Origin of the sequence: Sediminibacillus albus (genome assembly GCF_900101125.1) — a bacterium.
GTDB classification, from domain to species: Bacteria; Bacillota; Bacilli; order Bacillales; family Amphibacillaceae; genus Sediminibacillus; species Sediminibacillus albus.
The window spans coordinates 1-25,635 of sequence record NZ_FNFL01000001.1 but is presented as its reverse complement, the minus strand read 5'-3'; the positions used below and the strand labels follow the sequence as shown (position 1 = coordinate 25,635).

Genomic DNA, 25,635 nt, shown 5'->3' with positions numbered 1-25,635 from the left:
TAAGCGACGCTTGTGGTCTGTTTAATACGTTAGCGAAAAGACGCCGGTTATGTCAATTCTTTCATTCTCTATTGGCCGTTAAAGCGGAATGTTTCCATGTTTCTTTTTAGGTCTGTCTTCCTGCTTATTCCGCAGCATCTTTAATGCCTTGACAAGGGAAGATCTTGTCTCTCTTGGATCAATAATATCATCAATCATTCCAAGGCCGGCGGCTACATAAGGATTGGCGAATTTTTCCCTGTAAGTCTGGATTTTTTCCCTTCTCGTTTCTTCAGGATCAGAACTCCTGGCTATCTCTTTTGCAAATATTACATTGGCTGCTCCTTCTGGTCCCATGACGGCAATCTCGGCATTGGGCCATGCAAAGACCAGATCAGCGCCGATGGATTTGCTGTTTAATGCGACATACGCACCGCCATATGCCTTTCTAGTAATGACGGTGATTTTGGGGACTGTTGCTTCTGAATAAGCAAAGAGTATTTTGGCGCCATGCCGGATTATACCGCCGTGCTCTTGTTTGATCCCTGGAAAAAACCCTGTTACATCTTCAAAGGTAATTAACGGGATATTGAATGAATCGCAAAGGCGAATGAAACGGGCCGTTTTATCACTTCCATCGATATCCAGGCTTCCGGCCAACTGTTTCGGCTGATTGCAAACAAGACCGACTGTTTCCCCTTTTATTCTGGCAAAGCCAATCACCATGTTTTTGGCGAAGTCAGGCTGGATTTCAAAAAAGGATTGGTTATCGACTACTTGTTCGATAATGGTTCTTACATCGTAAGGACGAATCGTATCAAAAGGAACGACATCTGTTAATTCCGGACGGTAATCATCTTCCCCTGTATACGGCTGTTTTGGTGGTTTCTCTTGATTGTTTGCTGGTAAATAGCTGATCAGCTGGCGTACTTGCAGCAAAGCTTCTTCTTCTGTCGCGGCTTTTAAATGAGCATTGCCGCTGACTTTATTATGTATTTCCGCCCCACCCAAATTCTCAGGAGTAATTTTCTCGCTAGTAACCGTTTCGATAACTTTCGGCCCAGTTATAAACATTTGGGATGTTTTTTCCACCATAATCACAAAATCGGTAATCGCCGGCGAATAGACTGCACCACCTGCACAAGGCCCCATAATCACTGAAATTTGCGGTATTACTCCTGAGTAAATAGCATTGCGGTAAAAGATTTGTCCATAGCCGTCCAACGAAGAGACACCTTCCTGGATACGAGCTCCCCCAGAATCATTTAAGCCTATAAACGGGGTACCGTTTTTATTAGCCAAGTCCATGACAGCTGCTATTTTCTTAGCATGCATTTCACCAAGGGCTCCTCCAAAAACAGTGAAATCCTGGGCAAATAAATACACTGGCCTGCCACTTATCTCCCCAAACCCAGTAACTACACCCTCGCCCGGAGCCCCTTTCTCATCCATGCCGAAGTCTGTGGATCTGTGTTCCATGAATGGATTCAGTTCTACAAAGGAGTCTTCATCAAGCAGGCATTTAATTCGTTCCCGTGCTGTCATCTTTCCTTTTTCATGCTGCTTGTCAATCCGTTCGTCCCCGCCTCCCAGTTCTACTTGTCTTCTTTTATCATACAGCTCACTTATCTTATCAAATATATCCATTAATCGTCCCTCCTGTCACTGTGCTGGCTTAGTTCAATAAGTACTCGATTAGCAGCCTTGGGATGAAGAAATGCTATTTGGCTTCCGCCGGCTCCAACCACTGGAGTTTCATTTAGTACATCTATTCCCTGCTTTTTCAAGTGGGCAAGCCTTTTTTCGAGATTATCCACTTCGAACGCAATATGATGAATACCTTCCCCTTTTTTATCCAAAAACCGATGAATAGATGATTGTTCATTCATTGGCTCTAATAGCTCGATCCGGGACTCACCAATTTTCAAGAACGCAACTTTTACTTGTTCAGAAGGGACTTCCTCTACTTTTTCCAACGGTAAACCTAATAAATCATGGTAGAATGGAATTGCTTGTTCGATGTCATGGACGGCAATCCCGATGTGGGCTATTTTTGATGGAGGCTCCGCCACTGCCTCTCCGTTTCCGACAAGCTGCTTAATATACTCTGCAAGGGAATCAGTCGACGTTCCGCTCGTGAATATTTTTTTTACTCCTCTTTCCAGTAAAAAAGGAATGTCATCAGCTGGAATAACTCCGCCCCCAATGACAGGTATATCATCTGCTTTCCTTTCCTTAAGAGCTTCAACCACTTTTGGGAACAAAGACCGGTGCGCCCCTGATAAGGAGGAAAGGCCGACCACATCAACATCTTCCTGGATTGCTGCTTGGGCAATTTGCTGTGGTGACTGCCTTAATCCGGTATATATGACCTCCATGCCATGGTCCCTGAGTGCTTGGGCAATTACCAAAGCGCCGCGGTCATGTCCATCCAACCCAGCTTTCCCAATCAATACGCGAATTTGTCTCATCGTTACTCCCCCTTATATGCCTGTATATTCGCCAAATTGCTCACGCAGCACATTGCATATTTCTCCGACGGTTGTATATGCCCTTACAGCCTCCAATATATACGGCATGAGATTGACCTTTTCATCTGCAGCAGCTTTTTTCAGGTTGGCAAGGCACTGATTTACCAGCTCTTGATCACGGCCGTTTCTTACTTCATGTAATGAACGTATTTGATCTGCTTCCAATTGTTCATCTACCTTCATAAGCTCTGGTTGTGCTTCTTCCTCTTGTACAAATTGGTTAAGACCGACGATAATTTCCTCATCGGCTTCTATTTTTTTCTGGGTTTCATATGCTGCATGATGGATTTCACGCTGCATATAGCCATCTTCTACTGCTTGGACAGCCCCTCCAAGTTGATCGATTTTTTCAATGTACTCCATCGCTCTTGTTTCGATTTCATCCGTTAAATATTCCACATAATAAGAGCCGCCAAGAGGATCGACTGTATCTGCTGCGCCACTTTCGTTTGCCAGAATCTGCTGGGTTCTGAGCGCTATTCGGGCAGATTCTTCTGTCGGAAGAGATAATGCTTCGTCTTTTGAATTAGTGTGCAGGCTTTGCGTTCCTCCCATGATTGCAGAAAGCGCTTGCAAAGTTACCCGTACAATATTGTTATCTGCTTGCTGCGCTGTCAGAGTAGATCCTCCTGTTTGCGTATGGAATCGCAGCTTCCAGCTTTTCGGATTTTTAGCCTTGTAACGTTCTTTCATCGTTCTCGCCCAAATACGGCGAGCGGCGCGGAATTTGGCAACTTCTTCAAAAAATTGATTATGTGCGTTAAAGAAAAATGCCAGCCTTGGTGCAAATGTATCGATGTCTAAACCGGATGCTAAAGCAGCTTCCACATAGGCTATCCCATTAGCTAAGGTGAAGGCAATCTCTTGAACAGCAGTCGAACCTGCTTCACGAATGTGGTAACCTGAGATACTAATCGTATTGAACCTGGGCAGCTGTCGCTGACAGTATTCAAAAATATTGGTAATTAAGCGCATGGATGGCTTTGGCGGATAAATGTATGTCCCTCTAGCAATATATTCTTTTAAAATATCGTTTTGGATGGTTCCCGTTAATTTATCTGCGGATATCCCCTGTTTCTCTCCGACGGCAATATACATGCAAAGCAAAACAGATGCAGGCGCATTAATAGTCATAGAAGTACTTACTTTGTCTAACGGTATATTATCAAACAATAATTCCATATCTTTCAATGAATCAATCGCTACGCCAACTTTTCCGACCTCGCCCTCGGCCATCAAATCATCAGAATCATAGCCGATTTGGGTAGGTAAGTCAAAAGCGACCGATAATCCAGTCTGGCCTTGTTCAAGCAGGTAACGAAACCGCTGATTTGTTTCTTTCGCTGAACCAAACCCAGCATATTGCCGCATCGTCCAATACCTGCTCCGATACATGGTCGGCTGGATTCCTCTTGTGTATGGATATTGACCGGGAAACCCTAGCTTAGTGAGATAGTCATCTGTCGCATGTTCAGGAAGATGAAGCCGTTCTATAGGGATATCAGAGCTTGTTTGGAAATGTTCTTTTCTTTCTGGGAACCGTTTTGCTGTTGTCTCGGCCTCTTGTTCCCATTCCTGCTTTTTGGATGAATAGTCTGTTGCTTTTCCCATTCGCCAAACCTCCTTTTTCTCTACTGCCATTCCAATTTCTAGATAAAATCATTGAATCCTTTTTGCCTATTTTCATTATATACCAAATTTTTAGATTTTGTAATTCACAGCGGGGGCTTGTTCATTTATTGAAACCGTTGTAAAATACAAGTAGTTACACAGGGACGAAGGAGGAGAAATAATGGCAAAAAACAAGAATTCTAATGAAGCGGTGACTAGAAAGCCATCCAAACGCGAGAAGCGACTTAAACTAATTATTTATATTATGATTGCCGCCATGATATTGTCTACAATGACTGCTGGCTTGGCAATGTTTATATAATTTACCCAGAACATACCCCACACTGGTTGTATGAAAATAGCTGCCCCTCTATCCTTCCTTTTATGGCAGGGATAAAAGGGCAGCTTTTTTGCGTTCGAGGAAAAAACTCACTTACTAGAGGCTACTCTAAGTTGAAAGCATTATGTTCGGCAGCAATTTCCTGAAAACTCTTAGTCGTTTCTGTAATTAACAGTTTTGTGCCAATTGGAATTTTATCAAACAATGCCTCCACATGTTTATTTTCCATCCGGATACACCCTGCGGAAACACTGGCACCGATTGATTCAGGCTGGTTCGTGCCATGGACACCGTAAATGCGCCCATCGGTGTCCTTTGCGTCAAATCCAATCCATCTGGAACCCAAAGGATTATCGGGAGATCCGCCAGGTATATTTTTTTTGCGGTAATATGGGTCTTTTGCTTTGACGATAACTGTATGCAATCCATTTGGTGTAAGTTGATTCGTAGCACCTGTGGCAACCGGATAAATTACTTTGACTGTTCCACGATCGACATAAGCCAGCTGATGCGTATGCTTGTTGACGATCAAAAAAGGGGCATTCGGGACAGGGTTTTCTCCAAACGGCCACAATGGCGATAAAAACAAAATTACGGCAATAGCCAAGCTTTTCATATAAGGAATCATCTCCTCTATACGTTAATCAAGCTTAGCATTCCCGCAAAGATAAAGAGCATGCCCTTTCTAAACATCACTAGGCTTAAATGTCTTCTTTAGGACTAAGTACTGCTCAATTTCATGCAATAACCGAAACAAGTTTGCTCTTGTTTCAAATTCCTGCCGTGTTTTCGGCAAGTCATCCCTGTCGTATGTTTTGCGCAGATCCCGCAAGGTTTCTAAGTGCAATTTCGCTGTATTGCCGGGGTTCACTGCGTCGGCTAACTCATCGAAAAAGTCAGCCATCCGATAATTTTGTTCATACAACCGATCCATTTGACTGACAAGCGGGAGCATCCTTCGCAATAATTCGAACTGCTTCTTCCTCATTACAAAATAATCGAAAAAAGTATGCTTATCTCTTAAGATATGGTTTTCAATATCTCTGGAAACAAGACGTTCCGCTTCTTTTAAGTATGCTTCCGTTTCTGTCAGTTCTTTGCCTGTCCACGTTTCTCTGCCTTCCCGCAGGTAAATAGCTATTTCCTTTAAAATAGTCCGGAAGTTTTCTTCCACTTTATCCTGCAGTTCAACAAGGTTGCTTTCCAAACTCGGCATGTAAATATTTAATACTAAAGCTGTGCCGATTCCGATAATGATTAAGATAAACTCATTAATGATCAAAGAAAAAGTTATATGATGAGAACTATATAAATGCAAGATAATCACGGAACTAGTCACTATTCCCGGTGTTAACTTCAACCATACAGTTGCCGGTATAAACAGGATCAGCAGAAGACCGATCGATAATGGCGTAAACCCGATGAATTCAAAAATGCCGTAGGAAAATACCATAGCCAATAAACAGGCGCCAAAACGGTGCCACGAACTAAGCATTGACCGTTTTCTCGTCGGCTGAATGCATAGGAGGGCAATGATTCCGGCTGAAACAAAGTTTTGCAGCTGCAACAACTCTGCTAACCAAATTGCTATTGGTGTTCCAATCGCTGTTTTTAATGTACGATAGCCTATTTTCACGTTGTTTGCTCCTTAACAGCTTAATTGATTTTAAAAGTAAAATAACCTTGTCACATTAAACGTGGCAAGGTTATTCTTTTCCATTACATCGATTTATATTTCTTCACAATGTTCATCAAAAATACGTTGTAATTTCTCTACGACATCGACAGGACCAAAACCTTCAATATCATGGCGTTCAACCATAGTTACAATTTCACCGTCTTTTAAAAATGCGAAAGAAGGAGAAGATGGCGGGAATCCTTTAAAGTAGCTTCTTGCTTTCTCTGTCGCTTCTTTGTCCTGACCTGCAAAAACGGTTACCAAATGATCAGGGCGTTTATCATAATGGACGGCGTTGGAAGCCGCCGGGCGAGCCACTCCGCCAGCACAGCCGCATGTAGAATTAACCATCACTAATGTAGTGCCTTTACGGTTTAATGCTTGATCTACATCCTCAGGCGTCTGTAATTCCTCATATCCGGCATCCGTAATGTCCTTACGAGCTGAGTTTACAACATCCTCCATAAATAGATTAAAATCCACTATATATCCATCTCCTTCATAATATTTCAAAATACTAACTTCATACTATCAAGTTTAGTTGTATGTTTCAATTAGGAACCTCTATGTAGAACCCTTTAGTCTTATTCCTATTTTTATTAAAGCCGTTTAGTTCATGATCTAATAATGTGCCGTTCATTATGACGATCGCTTATAGTGCTCTATTAAGTCAGGACCCAGGTTATAATAGTTTAATAACATTCCATTTAACACGCGAAAGTCCTCATGAATTGATCAAGCAGTCCTTGGTAACTCTCGAGCTCCCCCATTATTCCATCTGTTTTTTATAATTTCTTTTATACAGCTGCTTCTTTTTCATCTGTATCAGCCTGGTTCATTTGCCTTTTCCGGTGGTGTGAATCGATGACCAAATCGCCAACTCCCATTGCCATAACTCCATTTAAAATACCAAAAACCATGATGATATTACCGCCGCCTGAAAAGAAAGAAAATATAAAAACAGCGCTGCTGTAAACAGCAAAAACCATTCCCAAAATGTATAAAATCCGTCCCACAGCCATAAACTTCGCTCCTTCCGTATTAGTCACTGCTTAGTTTCCGTATGTAAGCAAGTCCATTACACTAACATAACAACCTTATGAGCAAATGTAAAAACGAGCACAATCGACAAGGCAATTGCGCTCGTTTTTTATTTCCTTGCTTTTGTCCCATTGCAAACTTTTTTAATAAATCGGTGTATTGTCTTTGGTCGTCTGTTCGAGGATCTCTTTGACCCTGCTTAAAAATTGCCCGCAGACCAAGCCGTCCAGAACGCGGTGGTCTAATGACAAACAAAGGTTTACCATATCTCTGGCTGCAAACATGTCATCAATAATTACAGGGCGTTTCACAATCGATTCCACCTGAAGAATTGCCGCTTGAGGATGATTGATTACTCCCATGGATTGGACAGAACCGAACGAGCCAGTATTGTTAACAGTAAATGTGCCGCCTTCCATATCAGAAGCGGTCAGCTTACCGTTTCTTGCTTTGGCAGCAAGACCGTTAATATCCTTGGCAATTCCTTTGATGCTTTTTTCATCGGCCGCCTTGATAACGGGTACAAACAATTCTTGCTCCTTAGCAACGGCTATCGAAATATTGACATCCTTATGCTGAATGATTTTATCGCCTGCCCACGAACTATTTAGCTGTGGAAACTCCTTGATTGCCTTCGCAACTGCCTTGACAAAAAAAGCGAAGAAAGTCACAGTGAAGCCTTCTTCCTGCTTAAATTGATCTTTAACAGCATTACGATACTTAACCAGGTTGGTGACATCTGCCTCCACCATCATCCATGCATGAGGAATCTCCGTTTTCGCTTTCACCATATTTTGAGCAATTGCTTTACGGATACCTGTAACCGGAATCTCTCTTGCCCCTTCAGAAGTATGTACCGTTTCTGCCGTTTTTGAACGGACTGCTTCTGCTTCCTGCTGCCCTGTTTCTTCTCTTTCAGCAGGTCTGTTGCTAGCTGCGGCTGATGGTGCCGTTCCTCCATCTGCAATTATTTTTTCGATATCCTTACGTGTAATTCTGCCGCCTTTGCCACTGCCATCTATTTGGGAAAGTTCAATATCATTTTCCTGGGCAAGTCTCATTACTGCTGGTGAGTATCTTTTTTTCATAGATGTATCCGTTGAAGGCTGAGTGTTTTTTTCCGGTTCAACGGTTTCCTGCGGTTTGTTTTCCAAGTCCTCTTTGGTTTCACTGCCGCCTTCGACTTCGATATAACACATTAAATCCCCTACAGCCAGTGTTTCATCTTCTTCTGCTATAATTTCTGTTATCTTCCCGGTAAAGGACGAAGGTACTTCGGCATTCACTTTATCGGTCATTACTTCTGCAATAGGGTCATACTTATTGACGTGGTCGCCAGGCTTCACAAGCCACTGGCTGATTGTTCCCTCTGTTACACTTTCGCCCAGCTGGGGCATATTGATTTTTTCAATAGACATAGCGTTCCCTCCTTCACCTTAAAATTCTGCCAATTCGCGCATAGCCTTTTCTACTTTATCTGGATTGACCATAAAGTTCTTCTCCATTGTTGGAGCATAAGGCATCGCTGGAACATCAGGACCGGCCAGCCGTTGAATAGGTGCATCCAAATCAAACAGACACGATTCTCCGATAATAGCAGCTACTTCGCCAATAATGCTTCCTTCTTTATTGTCTTCGGTTAGCAGTAACACCTTGCCAGTTTTCGAAGCGGCTTCAACGATTGCTTCTTTATCGAGTGGATATACGGTCCGTAAATCAAGGATATGTGTGTCTATCCCTTCCTGCTCAAGCTTTTCCGCAGCCTGCAAAGCAAAATGGACACACAGCCCATAGGTGATGACAGTGATATCCGTTCCTTCTCGCTTAACATCTGCTTTTCCTAACGGCAGAGTATAATCTTCATCAGGAACCTCACCCTTGATCAAACGATAAGCTCGCTTATGTTCGAAAAACAAGACAGGGTCTTCATCTCGTATCGCTGCTTTCAGCAGCCCTTTCACATCATATGGAGTTGATGGCATAACAATTTTCAGTCCGGGCTGGTTGGCAAACACAGCTTCCACAGACTGGGAATGATATAGAGCACCATGCACTCCGCCGCCATAAGGAGCTCTAATCGTCATCGGGCAGCTCCAATCATTATTGGAACGGTATCTGATTTTTGCAGCTTCTGATATTATTTGGTTGACTGCCGGCATGATGAAATCCGCAAATTGCATCTCTGCAACCGGTCGCATCCCATACATCGCAGCGCCGATACCTACTCCGGCGATTGCTGACTCTGCCAAAGGGGTGTCAAGGACACGTGCTTCTCCAAATTTATCATACAGGCCGTCTGTGGCGCGGAAAACTCCACCTCTTTTACCAACGTCTTCACCGAGCACAAAGACTTTCTCGTCTCTATCCATTTCTTCCGTTAATGCTTGTGTTACCGCTTGAATATACGACTTTACAGGCATAAATTCCCTCCTCACTCTGCATAAACATATTTATAAATTGTGTCTGGATCTGCATATGCGGCATTTTCCGCATAATCCGTAGCATCATTGACAATAGCCATAATCTCGTCGTTCATTTCTTTTTCTTTCTCTTCCGTGAAAATCCCTTGTTCTCTTAAATAAGCAGAAAAGGTATGGATAGAATCTTCTTGTCTAGCAGCTTCCACTTCTTCCTTCAAACGATAAGTACGATCGTCATCATCACTGGAATGGGCTGTTAAACGGTAGGAAACCGCCTCTATTAATGTCGGCCCTTCCCCTTGCCGGCCTCTGTCTGCAGCTTCTTTGACCGCTTCATAGACAGCAAGCGGGTCGTTTCCGTCTATCGTGTATCCCGGCATTCCGTAACCTTGCGCACGGTCGGAGACTTTTTCACAAGCCAACTGCTTGCTGACAGGAACAGAAATAGCATACTTATTGTTTTCTACCATGAAAATCACCGGCAATTTGTGAACACCGGCAAAATTAGCCCCTTCATGAAAATCTCCCTGGTTGGAAGAACCTTCACCAAAGGTAACCAAACTGACGAAATCCTTTTTCTCCATTTTTCCTGCCAGTGAAATACCGACTGCATGGGGAACTTGTGTTGTAACAGGAGATGAACCAGTTACAATCCGGTTTTTCTTCTGGCCGAAATGGCCTGGCATTTGCCGGCCGCCTGAATTAGGGTCTTCTGATTTTGCGAATCCAGACAGCATCAATTCCCGTGCTGTCATGCCGAAAGCAAGGACAACGCCCATATCCCGGTAATAAGGCAGTACATAGTCTTTGTCCCGCTCTAATGCATAAGCAGCCCCTACTTGTGCAGCCTCCTGCCCTTGGCAGGATATAACAAAAGGAATTTTTCCTGAACGATTTAACAGCCACATTCTTTCATCTATCCTGCGGGCCAGCAGCATCGTTCTGTACATATCAAGTACTTGCTCATCACTTAATCCAAGTCTTTTATGTCGATTTTCCATTAATTTATTTCCCTCCTATCGTTTTATCCATGAATTTGTTTCCCTTCTACTGCCAGGGCAGCTTCTCCAATTGCTTCTGAAAGTGTAGGGTGGGGGTGGATCGTTTCCCCAATCTCCCAAGCTGTGGCATCTAGTACTTTCGCAAGACCAGCTTCAGAAATCATATCAGTGACATGGGGACCAATCATATGGATGCCCAATATGTCGTCCGTCTTTTTATCCGTTATAATTTTGACAAACCCGTCTGTTTCACCAAAAACGAGAGCTTTTCCAATTGCTTTAAATGGCATCTTTCCTGTTTTGATTTCGAATCCTTTATCCGCTGCCTGTTCTTCTGTTAGTCCCACACTGGCAGCTTCCGGATTAGAGTAGATACAAGACGGAATATGTTTATAGTCCATTTTCTCCGGATTAGTATCAGCCATATGCTCAACAGCAGCTATTCCCTCATGGGAGGCAACATGAGCCAGCTGCATCCCTCCAACCACATCACCAATTGCATAGATGTGCGTTTCTTTGGTTTGGTAGAAATCATTTACTTGGATGACCCCGTGGTCATTAACAACAATGTCGGTGTTTTCCAAGCCGATATTGTGGACGTTGGCTTCTCTCCCCACAGATACAAGCAGCTTGTCTGCTTGAAATGAGTGTTGCTCTCCGTTTATTTCTGCGGAAACTTCCACTCCGTTTTCCTTTTTTAAAGAATCTGGCATAACTTTTGCATTGGTATGGATCTTAATGTTTTTCTTTTTAAGTTGTCGTTCCATTTCTTTGGAGACATCCTTGTCCTCTGTCGGGAGGATACGGTCGATGTATTCGATTACATTGACTTCTACCCCGAAATCAGCAAGCATTGAAGCCCATTCAATACCGATAACTCCGCCGCCGACGATAATAACCGATTCAGGAAGCTCTTCCATTTGTAAGGCATGGTCGGAGGTCATAATTACCTCACCATCCACCTCAAGGCCTGGCAGTGTTCTAGGTTTAGATCCTGTAGCAATTAGTACATTTTTAGGGACCAGCATCTCATTTTCTTCCCCATTATTCATTTCTACAGAAACTGTACCGGCAGTTGGGGAAAAAATCGACGGCCCGAGTATTCTGCCTGTACCTTCATAAACATCAATTTTCCCCTTGTTGAGCAGCCCTTGGACGCCCTTATGTAATGCAGCAATGATTTCGTTTTTTCTTTCTTGTACCTTTAAAAAGTTCACTGTTGGTTCTGCTACATTCACACCAAATTGGCCAGCTTCCTTCGTTTGCCTGAAAACTTCGGCGCTTCTTAATAAAGCTTTGGAAGGAATGCATCCCTCATGGAGACAAGTGCCGCCAAGCTTTCCTTTTTCGACGATTGCTGTTTTCAATCCCAGCTGAGAGGCACGAATAGCAGCAACATAACCGCCAGTACCGCCGCCAATAATCACTAAATCATAATCTTGAGCCATTCCGTTTCACTCCAATCTTTTTCTTAAACTGGGTTTGGATAATCCTTTGGTTCCTCTTCTCCTGATAATACACGAATGGCACCTTCTGCAAGCGCCTGTAACTCATTCTCGCCAGGATAAATGAAGACATCGGCTATCCACTTGACCCTGTCCGCTATCAGGGCTGTAAAGTTTTTTCCATAAGCTAGTCCGCCAGTTAAAGCGATCCCATCAACTTTACCATTTAATACAGCGGCCATTGCACCGATTTCTTTGGCGATCTGATAGGCCATAGCTTCATAAACTTGTTTTGCTTGTTCATTTCCCGCTTCTATCATTCGTTCCACTTCCAAAGCATCGTTCGTTTGCAAGTATCCGACTAATCCGCCTTTACCTACTAGTTTCTCCATTACTTCTTCGCGGTAATACTGTCCAGAAAAGCACATCGAGACGAGATCCCCGGCAGGGACTGTCCCTGCCCGCTCCGGAGAAAATGGCCCGTCCCCGTGTAGTCCATTATTGACATCGATTACCCGACCTTTATGATGGGCTCCTACCGTAATACCGCCGCCCATATGGCAGACAATCAAATTGATTTGGCCATAGGGCTGGTTTAAATCATTGGCAGCTCTGCGTGCTACCGCTTTTTGATTTAGAGCATGGAAGATGCTTTTCCTCGGAATATCAGGTACTCCTGACATTCTTGCGATTTCATCCAATTCATCTACAACTACCGGGTCAACAATAAAGGCAGGAATGTTGAGTCCTGAGGCTATTTCATAAGCCAAGATCCCTCCAAGGTTAGATGCGTGTTCACCATTGTAACCCATGCGCAGATCTTGAAGCATTGTCTCATTTACCAGATAAGATCCGCCTTCAATCGGCCGAAGCAATCCGCCCCTGCCACAGACAGCATTAAGCTTTGATATGTTAATACCTTCCTGATGAAGCTGTTCCAAAATGACTGATTTTCGAAATTGATACTGGTCGATGACTCTTTGATACGCCGATAGTTCGTCAGCGGTATGCCTGATTGTTTTTTCAAATAAACATTGCTTGTTATCAAAAACACCTATTTTAGTGGATGTTGAACCAGGATTGATTACTAAAACTCGATTGACTTGTTGCAATTCTTGTACCCCCGTTGTTGAACTTACTTTCGTTGCTTCTATCGCCTGCTCAAAATATGATGGCTGTTGGTAAGAAATTGGCTTCTCGATTGCTTTAACATCTGAATTCTTTCTTCCGCCATTCGATCCGCGGCGGCATATGTCGGAAGGTTATCACGCTGAGATATTTCGAACACTCTTTCCAGGCTCGAATAAATTGTCTCCACCCGCTTCATTGCTCTGTCTTGATTGTAGCCAATTAACTCATCAGCAACATTTATGACTCCTCCTGCGTTAATGACATAATCAGGCGCATAAACAATGCCTTTTTCATGAAGAATATCACCATGCTTCGTTTCTTTTAATTGGTTGTTGGCAGCTCCTGCGACTACTTTTGCCTTTAATTGAGGGATTGTGTCGTCATTAATCGTCGCTCCTAAAGCACATGGAGCATAAATGTCACAGTCCACTTGGTAAATATCATCCGGGTCAACGGCTTTCGCGCCATACGCTTCAACTGCTCTGTTTACAGCCTCTTTATTAATGTCCGTGACAATCAAATTGGCGCCTTCTTCGTGTAGATGGCCGCATAAGTTATAAGCTACATTTCCTACACCCTGGACTGCGATTGTCTTTCCTTCGAGTGAGTCAGAACCAAAAGCTTCCTTCGCTGCAGCTTTAATCCCTTTATACACTCCATAAGCAGTAACGGGAGAAGGGTTTCCCGAAGAACCGAACTCAGGAGAAATACCTGTGACAAAGTCTGTTTCTTCATGGATTAAATCCATGTCTCTTACAGTAGTACCAACATCTTCTGCAGTAATATACCGCCCGTTCAAACCTTGGATGAACCGTCCAAAAGCACGGAACATTGCCTCATTTTTATCCTTTTTTGGATCCCCGATTATTACAGTTTTACCTCCGCCTAAATTTAAGCCGGCAGCCGCGTTCTTGTATGTCATTCCTTTTGCCAGTCTTAATGCATCCGTGATAGCTGCCTCTTCTGAATCATAAGTCCACATTCTCGTTCCGCCTAAGGCTGGTCCTAATGTAGTGTCATGAATAGCTACAATAGCCTTCAATCCTGATTGTTCGTCCTGGCAGAAAAGTAACTGTTCGTAATCATAACTTTCCATGTATTTAAATATTTCCATTTTCTATTCCTCCTTAGAGTAAGGTTCTCAATGCCAATGCTAATGAAGTTAATTTATTTTCCGCAGTGTCAGATCTGGAAGTCAGCACAATCGGAGCCTTGGCTCCTGTAATAACGGCAGCCACTTTCGCATTGGAAAAATAAACAAATGATTTATATAAAGCATTTCCTGTTTCAATACTTGGCACTACGAGAATGTCTGTGTCTCCAGCTACCTCGGAAGAGACCCTTTTATGATCAGCCGCTTTAGGAGATACCGCAACATCAAATGCTAGCGGCCCATCTACCACGCAGCCGCTTATTTGTCCCCTTTTTTGCATTTGGGCTAGTACAGCAGCATCCAGTGTGGTCTGCATTGCAGGATTGACCGTTTCGACAGCTGCCAGAACGGCCACTTTCGGAATTGCTATCCCTACACTTTTTGCTACATGTACAGCATTATTAATTATCGACGCCTTTTGTTGCAGGTCAGGGGCAATGTTTAAAGCGGCATCCGTTAAAAAAATCGTCTTCTTATGACCCGGAATCTCAAATAAAGCAGTGTGGGATAGGATATTCCCAGTACGCAAGCCATACTGTTTATTCAATACTTCCTTCATTAAAGAACTTGTAGCAATATTTCCTTTCATTAATACATGGGCTGTGCCGTTAGCTACGTCTTTTACTGCTTTACTAGCAGCTTCTTCCTCCGATACAGCGTCTACAATATGTAAATCCGGCAATGCAGGATCAATCCCCTCGGCTTCACAAATGCTTTTGATTTTGGCGGCAGATCCATAAAGCGTAAACTGACATAATTCTCGCCGAAGGGCATCTTCTACAGCCATTAACACTTCTTTATCGGCGGCCTGGACGACAGCTATATTTTTTCGGTGCACTTCCCCCATATTTTTCAATAGCTCTTCTAATTTCTTCATCTTCCACCCTCCAAGCACTTTTTGGTTCAGCACGTGCACTATGAAGAATCTTGCATGCTATTTTTTTCAATTTTATATTTATCCATTTTATAATATAAATTTCTAACGGAAATGCCTAAGCTGTCAGCGGTTTTTGTTTTATTGTAGCTGTTATCTTTAAATGCTGTTTCAATTACTTCTTTTTCGAAAGCTTCTAGACACTCTTGCAATGGCTTTCCATGATAATTGAACGTCCGTGTTTCCGTTTCCATTTCTGGTTGTTCTGAGGGGAGTTCTGGTAAATGCTGCTTCGTGATCACTTCCTCGCCAACCTGCATCTTTATCATTGCTCTCCCAATTACATTTTCTAATTCTCTTACATTACCCGGCCAGTGATACTTTTTTAAATCGTTAAGGGCTTCATGATGGATATGATTAACATTACGTCCATAATCCTGGTTTATCTTTTCAATGAGATGAGCAGAAAGTTCATTTAAATCATCCATTCTCTCTCTAAGTGCAGGAATAAAGATTGGCAAGCGATTTAGGCGATAATATAAATCTTCTCTGAATTTACCGTTCATAATCGCCTTTTCTAAATTTATGTTAGTTGCAGTTATAATTCGTACATCAATGGAGATCGGCTCATTTCCTCCAAGGCGGAATATTTCGCCTTCCTGCAGGACTCTAAGTAACTTTGCCTGCAGCCGGAGACTAAGTTCGCCAATTTCATCCAAAAAAACACTTCCATTATTAGCTTCTTCAAAATATCCTTTTTTTCCGCCGCGCTTCGATTCGGAAAAGGCCCCTTCTTCAAACCCGAACAATTCTGCTTCCAGCACTTGTTCTTCCATTGCCGCACAATTCACCCGAATGAATTTATTGTTCCTGCGATTGCTTTCATTATGAATCGCATGGGCAAACAATTCCTTTCCGGTCCCGGACTCTCCGCGAAGCAAAACAGTAGCTGGCGTTTTCGCCCCGACTCTTGCTTGTTCAAGAGACAAAAGTAATTCATTGGAAGAACCTACGATATCGTCAAACGTGTATTTAGCTTCGAGGTTACGAATGATTTGTCTGGCTCTCCGCAATTCACTCGTTAAGGATTTTATCTCTGTGACATCATGTAAAACTCCCACACTGCCCTTTAACTTACCATCGACAATAATAGGGGCGACATTGACGATAACATCCTTCTTGGCAGGACCGACTTTCATCCGCACACCTCTGACCGGCCTTCTGGTTGAAAGCACTTTCATGTGCATGCTTTCGCCTTCGGAAATATCGGTAGAAGCCGGTTTACCGATAATATCATCCTCCTTCAGGCCAGTAATGCGTGTATAAGCAGGATTAACCATTATACCGAGTCCAGATTCATCAACCACACTGATCGCTTCATCTGATGAGTGAAAAATAGCTTCTAGCATTTTCTTTACTTCTTTTAGACCGGTCACTTGCTCGGCCAACTCTACAACTTCAGTAATATCCCTAAAAACTGCAAAAGCGCCTTTTAAGCGGTCAGAAGCATCAATAATTGGAATTCTCGTTGTGATGACTTTTTTGCCATTTTCCAGAATTAGCTTCTGGTTCACTTCTTTTTTTCTAGACCGTAATACTTCCGGAAGCCTTGTTTGGTCTATCACTTCCCTTATCGGTCTATGAATGAAATTATTTTTGGAGACACCAACGATTTGTTCCGCTCGCTTATTTACGAATACGACGGACTCATCATCGTCTATCACGATCATTCCCTCATGAATATTGTTCATAATCAATTCTTGGTTGTACGTCTGGCTCTTCAACTGGCTAAGCAATGTCTCTTTCTCTTCTAATAATTCAGCGGTTATGTATGCTACTGATCCAGGGATGACTACTGTACTACCTGTTCTAACCGTAATAATCTCTTGCAATACTTCTTCCGAACCAGTTGCCTCAATAATTATATCAATTTCCTCATGAATCCAATCCTGCCAACGGCTTCCGGTTTTAATGCTAAATTCCTTAGCTGCTTTAATACCAGGAGCATCACTGTCCTTATCTACCAGTGCAACAATTTTCATGCGTTCTGTTGCTTTGAGTAATTTTAATAAGGCAGTGCCGCCTTTTCCTCCGCCAATAATGAGCACTCGCTTCATCCAGCATCACACCTTGCAGTTTTTTGCACAATACTATCATAATAAATCCTGCATGTTTTAGCAAGAAAGACAATGCATTTTATATTTGCTATACTACATGAGTAACCGTGATATTTATCGATTTGAGTCGATACTTTTAATCACAATTATCAAGTTTTAATTACTTTTTGTACAACAGAGGAGAAAAAAATGAGGCTAATCGCATTAATTATATTAGTGATACCGGGGATTGCTGCAACTTATGGCATAAAATTGATGAGAGATGCTATTTTTGGCGATTTTTATCGTTTGTTTTTTCATATTGGCATACAATTTACGGTTGGACTAATTTTACTCTTGGCTGGAATGGCTTTCATCGGGGGATTCATTCTCCACAGAGACAGAAAGCGAAATTTAACTAAAGGAAAATTCAAAAAGAATAAAGATCGATAAGCAGCCGGTACGTTTGTGAAAAGTTAAGGAGGTGCCATAGTGGAAAAGTATTTAAATATGTTTCAATCACAGTATCCATTTAATTTACTAACCGAGCAGGAATTTGACATGATAACGGAAAAAGCGGAAATCCGTGATTATAAAACCAATGAGTTCGTTATCCATGAGGACGAGAAAGAAGATGAGGTCGAAATACATTTCCTTATCTCCGGGTTGGCCAACAGCATCATGCATCGTTCTAGCGGAAAACAGTTATCGATTGGTTATTATTATCCTGGCGATCTTGTCGGTATGATGATCCTATTGTCCAGTGGAGAGATGAAATTCTCCGTTCAGGCAATGGAAGAGACCAAAACACTCTGCTTCCATAAAGGTAATTTCATGGATATCATGTCTACGAACACGAAATTTTCTAACGTCGTACTAGAAGGCATAAGCAATACGATGAAAAGCTTATACCACGAGGTGAAATACAAAAGCTCGGATTCTGACGACCATTCCGAAAAAGAAATGTACACCAAACGAGTGGACGGATATATGGAACCGCCGGTTTTTGTCACTCCAGATACTTCGATTGGCGAAGCAGCTGGCATGCTGCAGGAAAAAGAACTGGAAGGCGTAGTTGTAAGCAGAGATAAAAAGCAAATGCTCGGAGTTCTAGGCTATTCTGAGATTTTTAATGCATTTTTCTTAGGGGAAAAGGACAGCCCTGTGGAAAATTTCATGAAAAAAGATGTTTATTCAGTAATGTCGCAAAATTTCATTTATGAAGCCTTATCTTATTTAAAACATCATCCCACAACTATCATCCCTGTGTTTCATAAAGAAAATGTGGTCGGTTTTCTTCGCCAATCATCGTTCTTCAATATCAAAGATTCGATTTACTTTGATTTGACCTACCGGATTTCCAATGTTGATAAAATTGAAGAATTACGAGGGCTGTCACCCTTCCACAACAAACCTTTTCAGGCATTTGTCCGCCAATTAATTGACCATGGGACATTCGGCTATGAGATTTGCGAGTTAATTTCCAGCCTTAATGATCGAATCCACAAACAAGTGATCCATCTTGCTGAGGAGGAAATGGTTAAAGAAGGCTATGGCACCCCCCAAATAAATTACTGTTTTATTGTGATGGGATCTGAAGGAAGAAAAGAACAGGGTTTCAGTACTGACCAAGATAATGGCCTTATTTTGGCAGACCATAACCGGTTGGAAAACGCTGAACGAATCAAAGAGTATTTTAGAATTTTTAGCGAGAAAGTTAACTTCATGCTTGAAGCGTGCGGTTTTCCGTTGTGTACTGGAGGAATCATGGCAAAAGAAACGAAATGGAGAAGGACAATCACCGAATGGTCCAGTGACCTCGACCACTGGATTCAAAAAATGGATGCCCAGGAAATACGGGATTTTACTATTTTTATGGATTTTCGACCAATTTTCGGTGATTACTCTCTTGCATACCAATTGAGAGAAGAACTAACAGCAAAGGTACAAAAAAAATTGAACCTTCACCAATTGCTGATGAAGGATACATTACGGTTCCGCGTACCCTTCCAACCATTTGGCAGAATTATCGGAGTAGGGAAGCAACGAAGCATCAACCTGAAAAAATCAGCGGTTATGCAAATTGTCAATGCGGTCAGAATTTATTCGATTCGTTATGGAATAGACAACGTCAATACCATTGACAGGTTGAATAAGCTTAATCAGGAAGAACGTTTTCATCCCAGGGATTCAGAAAATGCCAAAATGGCTCTGCATCGGCTTCTGACATTCCGTCTGCAGCAAAACCTGCTTCAACTGGATGAAGGGAAGCCTTTAACAAATGACATCAGCCTTCTTGAGCTCTCTAAGGAAGATAAACGGAAATTAAGAGAAGCGCTTGCTATCGCCAAAAGGCTACAGCAAGTGTTAGAGCTAAGCTATAACCGGAATCGGGTGGTATAATTGTTACCAATTGATCTACAAATATTAAAGTACTATTTTTTCGAGAAACCTCGGTTTCATAAAAAAATAAAACCTTATTTTCAATGGGAGTCTTACCAAACCCTTAACAAAACGCTATTACATTTGGAACAGGATAACTGGCTGAAAACAACACACTTTTCCGAAACGCCTTTTACTATTTTTGATTTAGAAACCACCGGGCTCATACCTGAAATCGGCCATGAAATTATCTCGATCGGCGCTATCCAACTTAACGGACTTAAATATTGCCGCAGAGAAAAATTCCATCAGTTCGTCCGTCCGGTGCGGCCCGTTTCCGGGAGAATTAAAAAGTTAACAGGCATCAGTCAGCATGAATTTGAAAATGCCAGCCCTTTTATTGACGCTTTTCATAATTTCTTGGAATTTAGCAAAGGGACTATATTAGTCGCACACCCAGCAAAATTTGATATTCGTTTTCTACAGACCATGTTAAAAAGGTGGAAGCTGCCTAATTATCGACCGCACGTTATTGATTCCCAAATGATGGCTAAATGGCTGCTTCCGCAAGTCGACTGCCAACTGGATCCACTTATTAAACATTTCGATATTGAAAAGTTAGAAAGACATCACGCTCTTAACGATGCTATTATGACTGCGGAGCTTTTTGAATACCTGTTGGCGAATTCGATCGATCATGACATTACCACATTAAATGAACTAAATGACGCATTGTTTTCAATGAATCAAAATAAAGAGTGAGTTTGGGACAAAAGGATAGTGATCAAAGCAAAGATCGAACGATAATTCGAAATCCGGTGGTTACCCCCAAAAGTTAGAGTATAAAATCTAAATTTTGGGGTCGGTAACTCCTTAACATTCGAATCCGTTCGATTTTTCTTTTCTAATGCTTCATTTAAACTGCGAAACACAGTGCCAACAATATTTCTTCCTTCTAACAAGGCTGGTGATCCTCCTCGAACTTGTGCTATGCGGGGTCTCACCGTGGCCTTCCCTCCCGCAGGAGTCTCCGTGAATTTCCTCCTCTGAAAGTCTGCGTCCTATATTTCAATCTTCTGCAAAGAATGCTTTGTAGAGAGCGCGGACAGAGGTCTCTAATCCAGAAGATTTTATCCCAAACATCATGGCTACTTCTGAGGAACCTTGGTTAATCATTTCGAGATTGACATTAACTTCAGCAAAAGCTTCGGTTGCTTTCTTGGCAATACCAACAGTACTATTCATGCCCTCCCCGACAATCATAACCAGCGCTAACCCTCGTTCAATTGAAACCATATCTGCATCCAATTCTTCCTTAATTCTCTGCAGTACACGCGCTTCTTTTTCTTCAGGAAATTGGGATTCCCTTATAATTACCGACATATCATCAATTCCTGAAGGTGTATGTTCGAAAGAAATATGTTCATCCTCCAAAATATTTAAAAGCCGGCGACCAAAACCCAATTCTCTGTTCATTAAATATTTGCTGACATAAAGACTTAGGAAACCTTTGTCACTGGCTATTCCAACTACTGGATTCTGCATGGTGTATTTTTCTGAAACGATCATCGTTCCTAATCCGTGTGGATTGTTGGTATTCTTTATACATACAGGAATACTAGCTTTAAATGCAGGAATTAGCGCTTCATCATGGAATACAGAAAAGCCTGCATAGGAAAGCTCCCTCATTTCTTTATATGTTAAGGCAGTAATCTCTCTGGGATTATCAACAATATTGGGATTTACACAATAAACAGAATCTACATCAGTGAAATTTTCATATAAATCAGCTTTCACTCCAGCTGCAACGATAGAACCTGATATATCTGAACCGCCGCGTGGGAAAGTCATTAACTTTCCTTCTTTGGTATAACCAAAGAAACCAGGAATAACAACAATCTCTTGTCTATCATGTAACTTGTATAAATGGTCAAAGCTCTCATCTAATATTTGCGCACTGCCAGGTTCATCGCTAACGATAATTCCTGCATCTTTTGGGTTTAAGTATGTTGCTTCCATGCCAAGTGATTGTAAGTAAACGCTAAGTAGTTTGGCAAGTGAGTCTTCCCCGACAGCCTTGAAAGCATCGATCTTCAATTCTTTCTCATAATTGGAATTGATAACAGTATGAATATCTTTTCTAATTTCCTGGAGGATATCTTCAGCCAATCCTAATTCGGTGGTGATTTCCTTAAACCTTTCAACCACCATATCGATTTCTTTCTCATAAGCAGAGCCGTTTAGGTATGTATTGCAAAGCTTGATAAGCAGGTCTGTTACCTTTGTATCCTCTGGATATCTTTTGCCAGGTGCAGAAACAACGATGACTCGTCGATCAGGATCATCCTGAATAATACTGGCAACCTTTCTTAACATTTGCGCACTTGCTACTGAGCTTCCGCCAAATTTTGCTACTTTCATTTCAGTATCTCTCTCCATTTTTAATATTTTGTCTCTAATAAAAATAGTAACATACTTTTTTGAAAAATTCCTATTTTAAAAAAGAAGCCTAAACAGACAAAAAAACTCTCCCTATTAGCCCAGCCCCTCCTAAAAATAGAAAGGCTAACCTAATCAGGGAAAGCTTTTTTATTTGTCACTTGCTTATAAACATTTGTGTCCAGTAATTTCCGTTACTAACATATCCTACTCCGATATGGGTGTAGTTCCCATTAAGTATATTTTTTCTATGTCCTGAACTGTTCATCCATGCTTGCACCACGGACCGGGGAGTACGCTGCCCGCGGGCGATATTTTCGGCTGCGCTCGAATAATTTATACCGAAGTCGCTCATCATATCGAACGGTGAACCATAAGTGGGACTTGTATGGGAAAAATACTGATTGTTCAGCATATCCCTCGATTTATATCTTGCTACTCTGGATAATTCCCAATCCGGCTTTAGTGCCGGCAAACCATTTTGAGCGCGTTCTTGATTCGTCAGTTGTATAACCTTGTGTTCTGTCGTTTTAGTTGCGTCAATAGTGGGGATGTTCAATTTTTGATTTGGATAGATTAAATCAGGATTTTCCACTTGAGGATTTGCTTCGATAATTTCTGTTACTCCTATTTTATATTTCTCGGCAATCTTCCACATACTATCCCCGCTCCTCACCGTATATGTACTCTGAGCAGATACGGCCAAGGGCACGGTAACTAGCAGGACCAGCACTAACAACAATAATTTTTTCATGGAATAACCTCCTTTTACCAATAAAATCCCTCTATTTGGTTTTTTTATTCATATTTTGGTAAATGTCCTCGGTTTTAAAAAAATAAAATGCCCCTCCATTCTTTTAGAATGAAGGGGCTGCTGATAATATAATGTATGTCAATTTAGCTTGCTCTATGTTCTAATCTCAATCTGTCTGCTACCATAGCGATGAACTCGGAGTTGGTCGGTTTCGCTTTGGATATACTTACTGTATAACCGAACAGCGAGGAAATGGAATCCATATTTCCACGACTCCAGGCAACTTCAATGGCATGGCGAATAGCTCTTTCTACACGCGAGGCAGTAGTATTGTACTTTTTGGCAATATCAGGATAAAGCACTTTCGTAATCGAGCCTAACAGCTCAATATCCTTATAAACCATCGTAATTGCTTCGCGCAAATACATATAGCCCTTGATATGAGCAGGTACACCGATTTCATGAATGATATGGGTGATACTCGTTTCAAGGTCTTTTTTCTTATCATCTCTTTTGTTCCTATGCTTATTGCTTATATTATCGAAAGAAGGTGCAATGCCGTGTACCTGTCTGATCTGGTCTGCAAGGCTGTCCAAATCAAATGGTTTCAAAATAAAGTATGAGGCCCCTAAATCGACTGCTTTTTTTGTTACTTCTTCCTGGCCAAAGGCTGTCAGCATAATCACATTGGGATACTTTTCTTTTTCCAACTCTTTGATCTTTCCCAAAACAGCTAATCCATCAATATGCGGCATGATAATGTCTAATACAAGTACATCTGGGTCAAGTTCCTCCAACATAGTCAAGCAATCTTTTCCATTATAGGCGGTACCGATTACTTCGATGTCGTCTTTATCATCGAAATACTCCCCCATTAGATTAATTAATTCACGATTATCATCCACTAAACAAACTTTGATCTTTTCCACTGCTTTTCCTCCTTTGTGTGATTCCTCCTCGAGTTCCTCGTAATCATTTCGACACAAATACGATATTTCCTTCTTTTTTGGAAAAAACATTAGATTTTTTTCGTTTTTCTTTCGATATCTTTGGTTTACTTTATATTTCGTTAAATTACGACAAAAATAATTCGTATTTGTCGAAAAATCTTTATTGCATTATACCACATCGGAAAGCATTTAATATGAAAAAAATAACTCTTACCAGCTATGATAAGAGTTATTCTGCATTATCCTGCTTTTTGTTCTTGTCCATAAATATCAATTCCTGCTTCATTTAACATCCATTCAATATGAACTCCATATCCAGACGTGGGGTCATTAACAAACACATGCGTTACAGCGCCTATTACCTTTCCGTCCTGAATAATCGGGCTTCCGCTCATGCCTTGTACAATTCCTCCGGTTTCATTCAAGAGCTCTTTATCCGTAATCTTGATAATCATTCCCTTAGTAGCAGGAAACTTTTGCGGCACACTGCTGACTATTTCTACGTCAAATTCCTCAACTTTTTCCCCTTTGACTACAGTCAATATTTTTGCAGGTCCTTCTTTCACTTGATGGGATAAAGCAATTGGTAATGCTTTGTCCAATTGACCATTTTTTATATCCTCGTCCAGTTTGCCAAACACGCCAAATGGAGTGTTTTTTGTGATATTACCCAGCTTTTTTTCCTTAGCTGAAAACTCTGCACGCTTTTCTCCAGGTGTACCGTTGTTGCCTTTTTCAATAGCTTTGATGCTTGAGCGAACAATCGTGCCTTTATGAATCTCGATAGGTTTTCTTGTATCCATGTCAGAAATCACATGTCCCAACGCCCCGTATTTTTTTGACACTGGATCATAAAAGGTCATCGTTCCGATCCCTGCAGCAGAATCCCTAATATAGAGACCGATCTTATAATTATCTTCCGAGGCATCCAAATACGGCTTTAATTTCGTATCAAATTTTTCATCGCCTCTTTTAACAGTAACCTTTAACGTCTCTTTTTCCTGCCCTGCTTTTTCTACAAATGGAGCAACTTCAGCAATTTCTTTGACTTCCTGGTCATTGATCTTTAAAATGATATCGCCAACTTGAATATCGGCTTCTTCACCAGGAGAAACTTTACCATCAGCAGTATTAATTTGATGGTGCCCGACTACCAAAACCCCAAGAGTATGGAGGTTGACGCCGATTGATTGCCCGCCTGGTCTAACTTTAAAATCTTTAAGCACATCGACGTTTACCTTCTTTAATGGCAGGCCGGCCATTTCATATACGATATCTGCAGTCCCCGTTCCCTTCGCAGCAAATTCAGAAGCGCCGGATGCTTCTATTACTTCATCCTCTGTACTTTCCATCGAGATGTTGTCACTAAGCGCCGGAAGGTGGATAGGTTGTTGATTTATAAAAGTGGTTATTTGATTTGGTATCATTAAAAACGTCTGCAGCGGTGTAAAAAATGGAATACACAGGAAAGCAACAAGGAGCATTATTCCTATGCCATTACGAAATCCTTTAAATTTCATGTTTCACTCTCCTCGTTCCTAACCCATACGAATTATTTATTTCTGTAGTTCTAATTTGACCTTACATAGCCTTTTTTAAACACTGTAAAGATGAGAAATAACGGGTAACATTTCCTTTTATGTTTGGAATTAAAAAACCAAAAAAGCGAATAATAAGATCAAAAGCGAAAGCACCTTGATCAGCGCCGTAGGCAGTGGACTTCCCCGATTGAGATAAAGGAAACACAGAGCGCAGCGACGATGTTGACTTATCGGAATTAGGGGAAGGAAGTTCCTTAGGCGCTAGGTGC

General features: G+C 41.7%; 24 protein-coding genes. 4 read left to right on the top strand and 20 right to left on the bottom strand.

All coding sequences use genetic code 11. From position 1 onward, the window contains the following. Window positions 1-78 precede the first annotated feature (78 nt). From BLR93_RS00120 to BLR93_RS00110, 3 genes are read right to left on the bottom strand one after another with little or no spacing between them, the layout of a single operon-like run. Window positions 79-1,626, bottom strand: a complete 1,548-nt coding sequence (locus BLR93_RS00120) for an acyl-CoA carboxylase subunit beta (RefSeq protein ID WP_093210255.1) — start codon at window positions 1,624-1,626, stop codon at window positions 79-81. After that, window positions 1,626-2,450 carry a methylmalonyl-CoA epimerase gene (mce, locus tag BLR93_RS00115; protein ID WP_093210254.1) on the bottom strand — a complete coding sequence of 275 codons (825 nt, stop codon included), beginning with the start codon at window positions 2,448-2,450 and terminating at the stop codon, window positions 1,626-1,628. The genes BLR93_RS00120 and mce overlap by 1 nt, the downstream gene beginning before the upstream one ends. A 12-nt stretch (window positions 2,451-2,462) precedes the next feature. Beyond that, window positions 2,463-4,121, bottom strand: a complete 1,659-nt coding sequence (locus BLR93_RS00110; RefSeq protein ID WP_093210253.1) for an acyl-CoA mutase large subunit family protein — start codon at window positions 4,119-4,121, stop codon at window positions 2,463-2,465. Between the two features lie 181 nt (window positions 4,122-4,302). On the opposite strand from BLR93_RS00110, the gene prli42 reads away from it, so the two are divergent. Further along, window positions 4,303-4,443, top strand: coding sequence for a stressosome-associated protein Prli42 (gene prli42, locus BLR93_RS17835; protein ID WP_175559197.1), 141 nt, complete (start codon window positions 4,303-4,305; stop codon window positions 4,441-4,443). Between the two features lie 121 nt (window positions 4,444-4,564). Here the strand turns inward: prli42 and BLR93_RS00105 are convergent, their stop codons facing one another. The 12 genes from BLR93_RS00105 to BLR93_RS00050 all read right to left on the bottom strand — a co-directional run bounded on the left by BLR93_RS00105 (window position 4,565) and on the right by BLR93_RS00050 (window position 17,321). After that, entirely contained in the window at window positions 4,565-5,086 is a 522-nt protein-coding gene (locus BLR93_RS00105; protein ID WP_093212237.1) for a L,D-transpeptidase, read from the bottom strand. Between the two features lie 60 nt (window positions 5,087-5,146). Further along, the gene (locus tag BLR93_RS00100; protein ID WP_093210252.1) at window positions 5,147-6,097 is read right to left on the bottom strand and encodes an aromatic acid exporter family protein; all 951 of its coding nucleotides are present in this window, start codon (window positions 6,095-6,097) and stop codon (window positions 5,147-5,149) included. A gap of 93 nt (window positions 6,098-6,190) precedes the next feature. Beyond that, window positions 6,191-6,622, bottom strand: a complete 432-nt coding sequence (locus tag BLR93_RS00095) for a BrxA/BrxB family bacilliredoxin (protein ID WP_093210251.1) — start codon at window positions 6,620-6,622, stop codon at window positions 6,191-6,193. A 314-nt stretch (window positions 6,623-6,936) separates the two neighbouring features. Beyond that, entirely contained in the window at window positions 6,937-7,161 is a 225-nt protein-coding gene (locus BLR93_RS00090) for a hypothetical protein (protein ID WP_093210250.1), read from the bottom strand. A 162-nt stretch (window positions 7,162-7,323) separates the two neighbouring features. Further along, entirely contained in the window at window positions 7,324-8,598 is a 1,275-nt protein-coding gene (locus BLR93_RS00085; RefSeq protein ID WP_093210249.1) for a dihydrolipoamide acetyltransferase family protein, read from the bottom strand. An 18-nt stretch (window positions 8,599-8,616) separates the two neighbouring features. Beyond that, the gene (locus BLR93_RS00080; RefSeq protein WP_093210248.1) at window positions 8,617-9,600 is read right to left on the bottom strand and encodes an alpha-ketoacid dehydrogenase subunit beta; all 984 of its coding nucleotides are present in this window, start codon (window positions 9,598-9,600) and stop codon (window positions 8,617-8,619) included. A gap of 11 nt (window positions 9,601-9,611) precedes the next feature. Next, a complete protein-coding gene (locus BLR93_RS00075; RefSeq protein WP_093210247.1) occupies window positions 9,612-10,601 on the bottom strand; it encodes a thiamine pyrophosphate-dependent dehydrogenase E1 component subunit alpha in 990 nt (329 codons plus the stop codon). Between the two features lie 23 nt (window positions 10,602-10,624). Beyond that, entirely contained in the window at window positions 10,625-12,049 is a 1,425-nt protein-coding gene (gene lpdA, locus BLR93_RS00070) for a dihydrolipoyl dehydrogenase (protein ID WP_093210246.1), read from the bottom strand. Window positions 12,050-12,072: 23 nt separating this feature from the next. Then, window positions 12,073-13,158, bottom strand: coding sequence for a butyrate kinase (buk, locus tag BLR93_RS00065; RefSeq protein ID WP_093210245.1), 1,086 nt, complete (start codon window positions 13,156-13,158; stop codon window positions 12,073-12,075). A 38-nt stretch (window positions 13,159-13,196) separates the two neighbouring features. After that, window positions 13,197-14,291 carry a branched-chain amino acid dehydrogenase gene (bcd, locus tag BLR93_RS00060; protein ID WP_093210244.1) on the bottom strand — a complete coding sequence of 365 codons (1,095 nt, stop codon included), beginning with the start codon at window positions 14,289-14,291 and terminating at the stop codon, window positions 13,197-13,199. A gap of 13 nt (window positions 14,292-14,304) precedes the next feature. After that, window positions 14,305-15,207 carry a phosphate butyryltransferase gene (yqiS, locus tag BLR93_RS00055; RefSeq protein ID WP_093210243.1) on the bottom strand — a complete coding sequence of 301 codons (903 nt, stop codon included), beginning with the start codon at window positions 15,205-15,207 and terminating at the stop codon, window positions 14,305-14,307. 38 nt (window positions 15,208-15,245) lie between these two features. Further along, the gene (locus tag BLR93_RS00050; RefSeq protein WP_093210242.1) at window positions 15,246-17,321 is read right to left on the bottom strand and encodes a sigma-54 interaction domain-containing protein; all 2,076 of its coding nucleotides are present in this window, start codon (window positions 17,319-17,321) and stop codon (window positions 15,246-15,248) included. A 189-nt stretch (window positions 17,322-17,510) separates the two neighbouring features. Between BLR93_RS00050 and BLR93_RS00045 the strand changes: the two genes are divergently transcribed. Genes BLR93_RS00045 through BLR93_RS00035 form a run of 3 tightly spaced genes read left to right on the top strand, consistent with a single transcriptional unit; the run spans window position 17,511 to window position 20,444 of the window. Then, entirely contained in the window at window positions 17,511-17,753 is a 243-nt protein-coding gene (locus tag BLR93_RS00045; protein WP_093210241.1) for a DUF2627 domain-containing protein, read from the top strand. A 39-nt stretch (window positions 17,754-17,792) separates the two neighbouring features. Further along, entirely contained in the window at window positions 17,793-19,703 is a 1,911-nt protein-coding gene (locus BLR93_RS00040) for a DUF294 nucleotidyltransferase-like domain-containing protein (RefSeq protein ID WP_245690020.1), read from the top strand. Continuing rightward, window positions 19,704-20,444 (top strand): 3'-5' exonuclease, encoded by a 741-nt coding sequence (locus BLR93_RS00035; RefSeq protein ID WP_093210240.1) that lies wholly within the window; start codon window positions 19,704-19,706, stop codon window positions 20,442-20,444. It abuts the gene before it with no gap. Between the two features lie 306 nt (window positions 20,445-20,750). On the opposite strand, the gene BLR93_RS00025 is transcribed toward BLR93_RS00035, so the two are convergent. The 5 genes from BLR93_RS00025 to BLR93_RS18165 all read right to left on the bottom strand — a co-directional run. Then, the gene (locus BLR93_RS00025) at window positions 20,751-22,103 is read right to left on the bottom strand and encodes an aspartate kinase (protein ID WP_093210238.1); all 1,353 of its coding nucleotides are present in this window, start codon (window positions 22,101-22,103) and stop codon (window positions 20,751-20,753) included. Window positions 22,104-22,278: 175 nt separating this feature from the next. After that, a complete protein-coding gene (gene safA, locus BLR93_RS00020; RefSeq protein WP_093210237.1) occupies window positions 22,279-22,875 on the bottom strand; it encodes a SafA/ExsA family spore coat assembly protein in 597 nt (198 codons plus the stop codon). Between the two features lie 143 nt (window positions 22,876-23,018). Then, window positions 23,019-23,894, bottom strand: coding sequence for a sporulation transcription factor Spo0A (spo0A, locus tag BLR93_RS00015; protein ID WP_093210236.1), 876 nt, complete (start codon window positions 23,892-23,894; stop codon window positions 23,019-23,021). Between the two features lie 170 nt (window positions 23,895-24,064). Then, the gene (gene spoIVB, locus BLR93_RS00010; protein WP_093210235.1) at window positions 24,065-25,345 is read right to left on the bottom strand and encodes a SpoIVB peptidase; all 1,281 of its coding nucleotides are present in this window, start codon (window positions 25,343-25,345) and stop codon (window positions 24,065-24,067) included. A gap of 61 nt (window positions 25,346-25,406) precedes the next feature. Then, window positions 25,407-25,635, bottom strand: a 229-nt coding sequence (locus tag BLR93_RS18165; protein WP_217629266.1) for a hypothetical protein, incomplete at its 5' end; no start/stop codon positions are given.

Coding starts and splice junctions, on each gene's coding strand:
- BLR93_RS00120 (WP_093210255.1), bottom strand. CDS start 1,626: ATGGATATATTTGATAAGATAAGTGAGCTGTATGATAAAAGAAGACAA.
- mce (WP_093210254.1), bottom strand. CDS start 2,450: ATGAGACAAATTCGCGTATTGATTGGGAAAGCTGGGTTGGATGGACAT.
- BLR93_RS00110 (WP_093210253.1), bottom strand. CDS start 4,121: ATGGGAAAAGCAACAGACTATTCATCCAAAAAGCAGGAATGGGAACAA.
- prli42 (WP_175559197.1), top strand. CDS start 4,303: ATGGCAAAAAACAAGAATTCTAATGAAGCGGTGACTAGAAAGCCATCC.
- BLR93_RS00090 (WP_093210250.1), bottom strand. CDS start 7,161: ATGGCTGTGGGACGGATTTTATACATTTTGGGAATGGTTTTTGCTGTT.
- BLR93_RS00085 (WP_093210249.1), bottom strand. CDS start 8,598: ATGTCTATTGAAAAAATCAATATGCCCCAGCTGGGCGAAAGTGTAACA.
- BLR93_RS00080 (WP_093210248.1), bottom strand. CDS start 9,600: ATGCCTGTAAAGTCGTATATTCAAGCGGTAACACAAGCATTAACGGAA.
- BLR93_RS00075 (WP_093210247.1), bottom strand. CDS start 10,601: ATGGAAAATCGACATAAAAGACTTGGATTAAGTGATGAGCAAGTACTT.
- lpdA (WP_093210246.1), bottom strand. CDS start 12,049: ATGGCTCAAGATTATGATTTAGTGATTATTGGCGGCGGTACTGGCGGT.
- bcd (WP_093210244.1), bottom strand. CDS start 14,291: ATGGAAATATTTAAATACATGGAAAGTTATGATTACGAACAGTTACTT.
- yqiS (WP_093210243.1), bottom strand. CDS start 15,207: ATGAAGAAATTAGAAGAGCTATTGAAAAATATGGGGGAAGTGCACCGA.
- BLR93_RS00050 (WP_093210242.1), bottom strand. CDS start 17,321: ATGAAGCGAGTGCTCATTATTGGCGGAGGAAAAGGCGGCACTGCCTTA.
- BLR93_RS00045 (WP_093210241.1), top strand. CDS start 17,511: ATGAGGCTAATCGCATTAATTATATTAGTGATACCGGGGATTGCTGCA.
- BLR93_RS00025 (WP_093210238.1), bottom strand. CDS start 22,103: ATGAAAGTAGCAAAATTTGGCGGAAGCTCAGTAGCAAGTGCGCAAATG.
- safA (WP_093210237.1), bottom strand. CDS start 22,875: ATGAAAAAATTATTGTTGTTAGTGCTGGTCCTGCTAGTTACCGTGCCC.
- spo0A (WP_093210236.1), bottom strand. CDS start 23,894: ATGTTTTTTCCAAAAAAGAAGGAAATATCGTATTTGTGTCGAAATGAT.
- spoIVB (WP_093210235.1), bottom strand. CDS start 25,345: ATGAAATTTAAAGGATTTCGTAATGGCATAGGAATAATGCTCCTTGTT.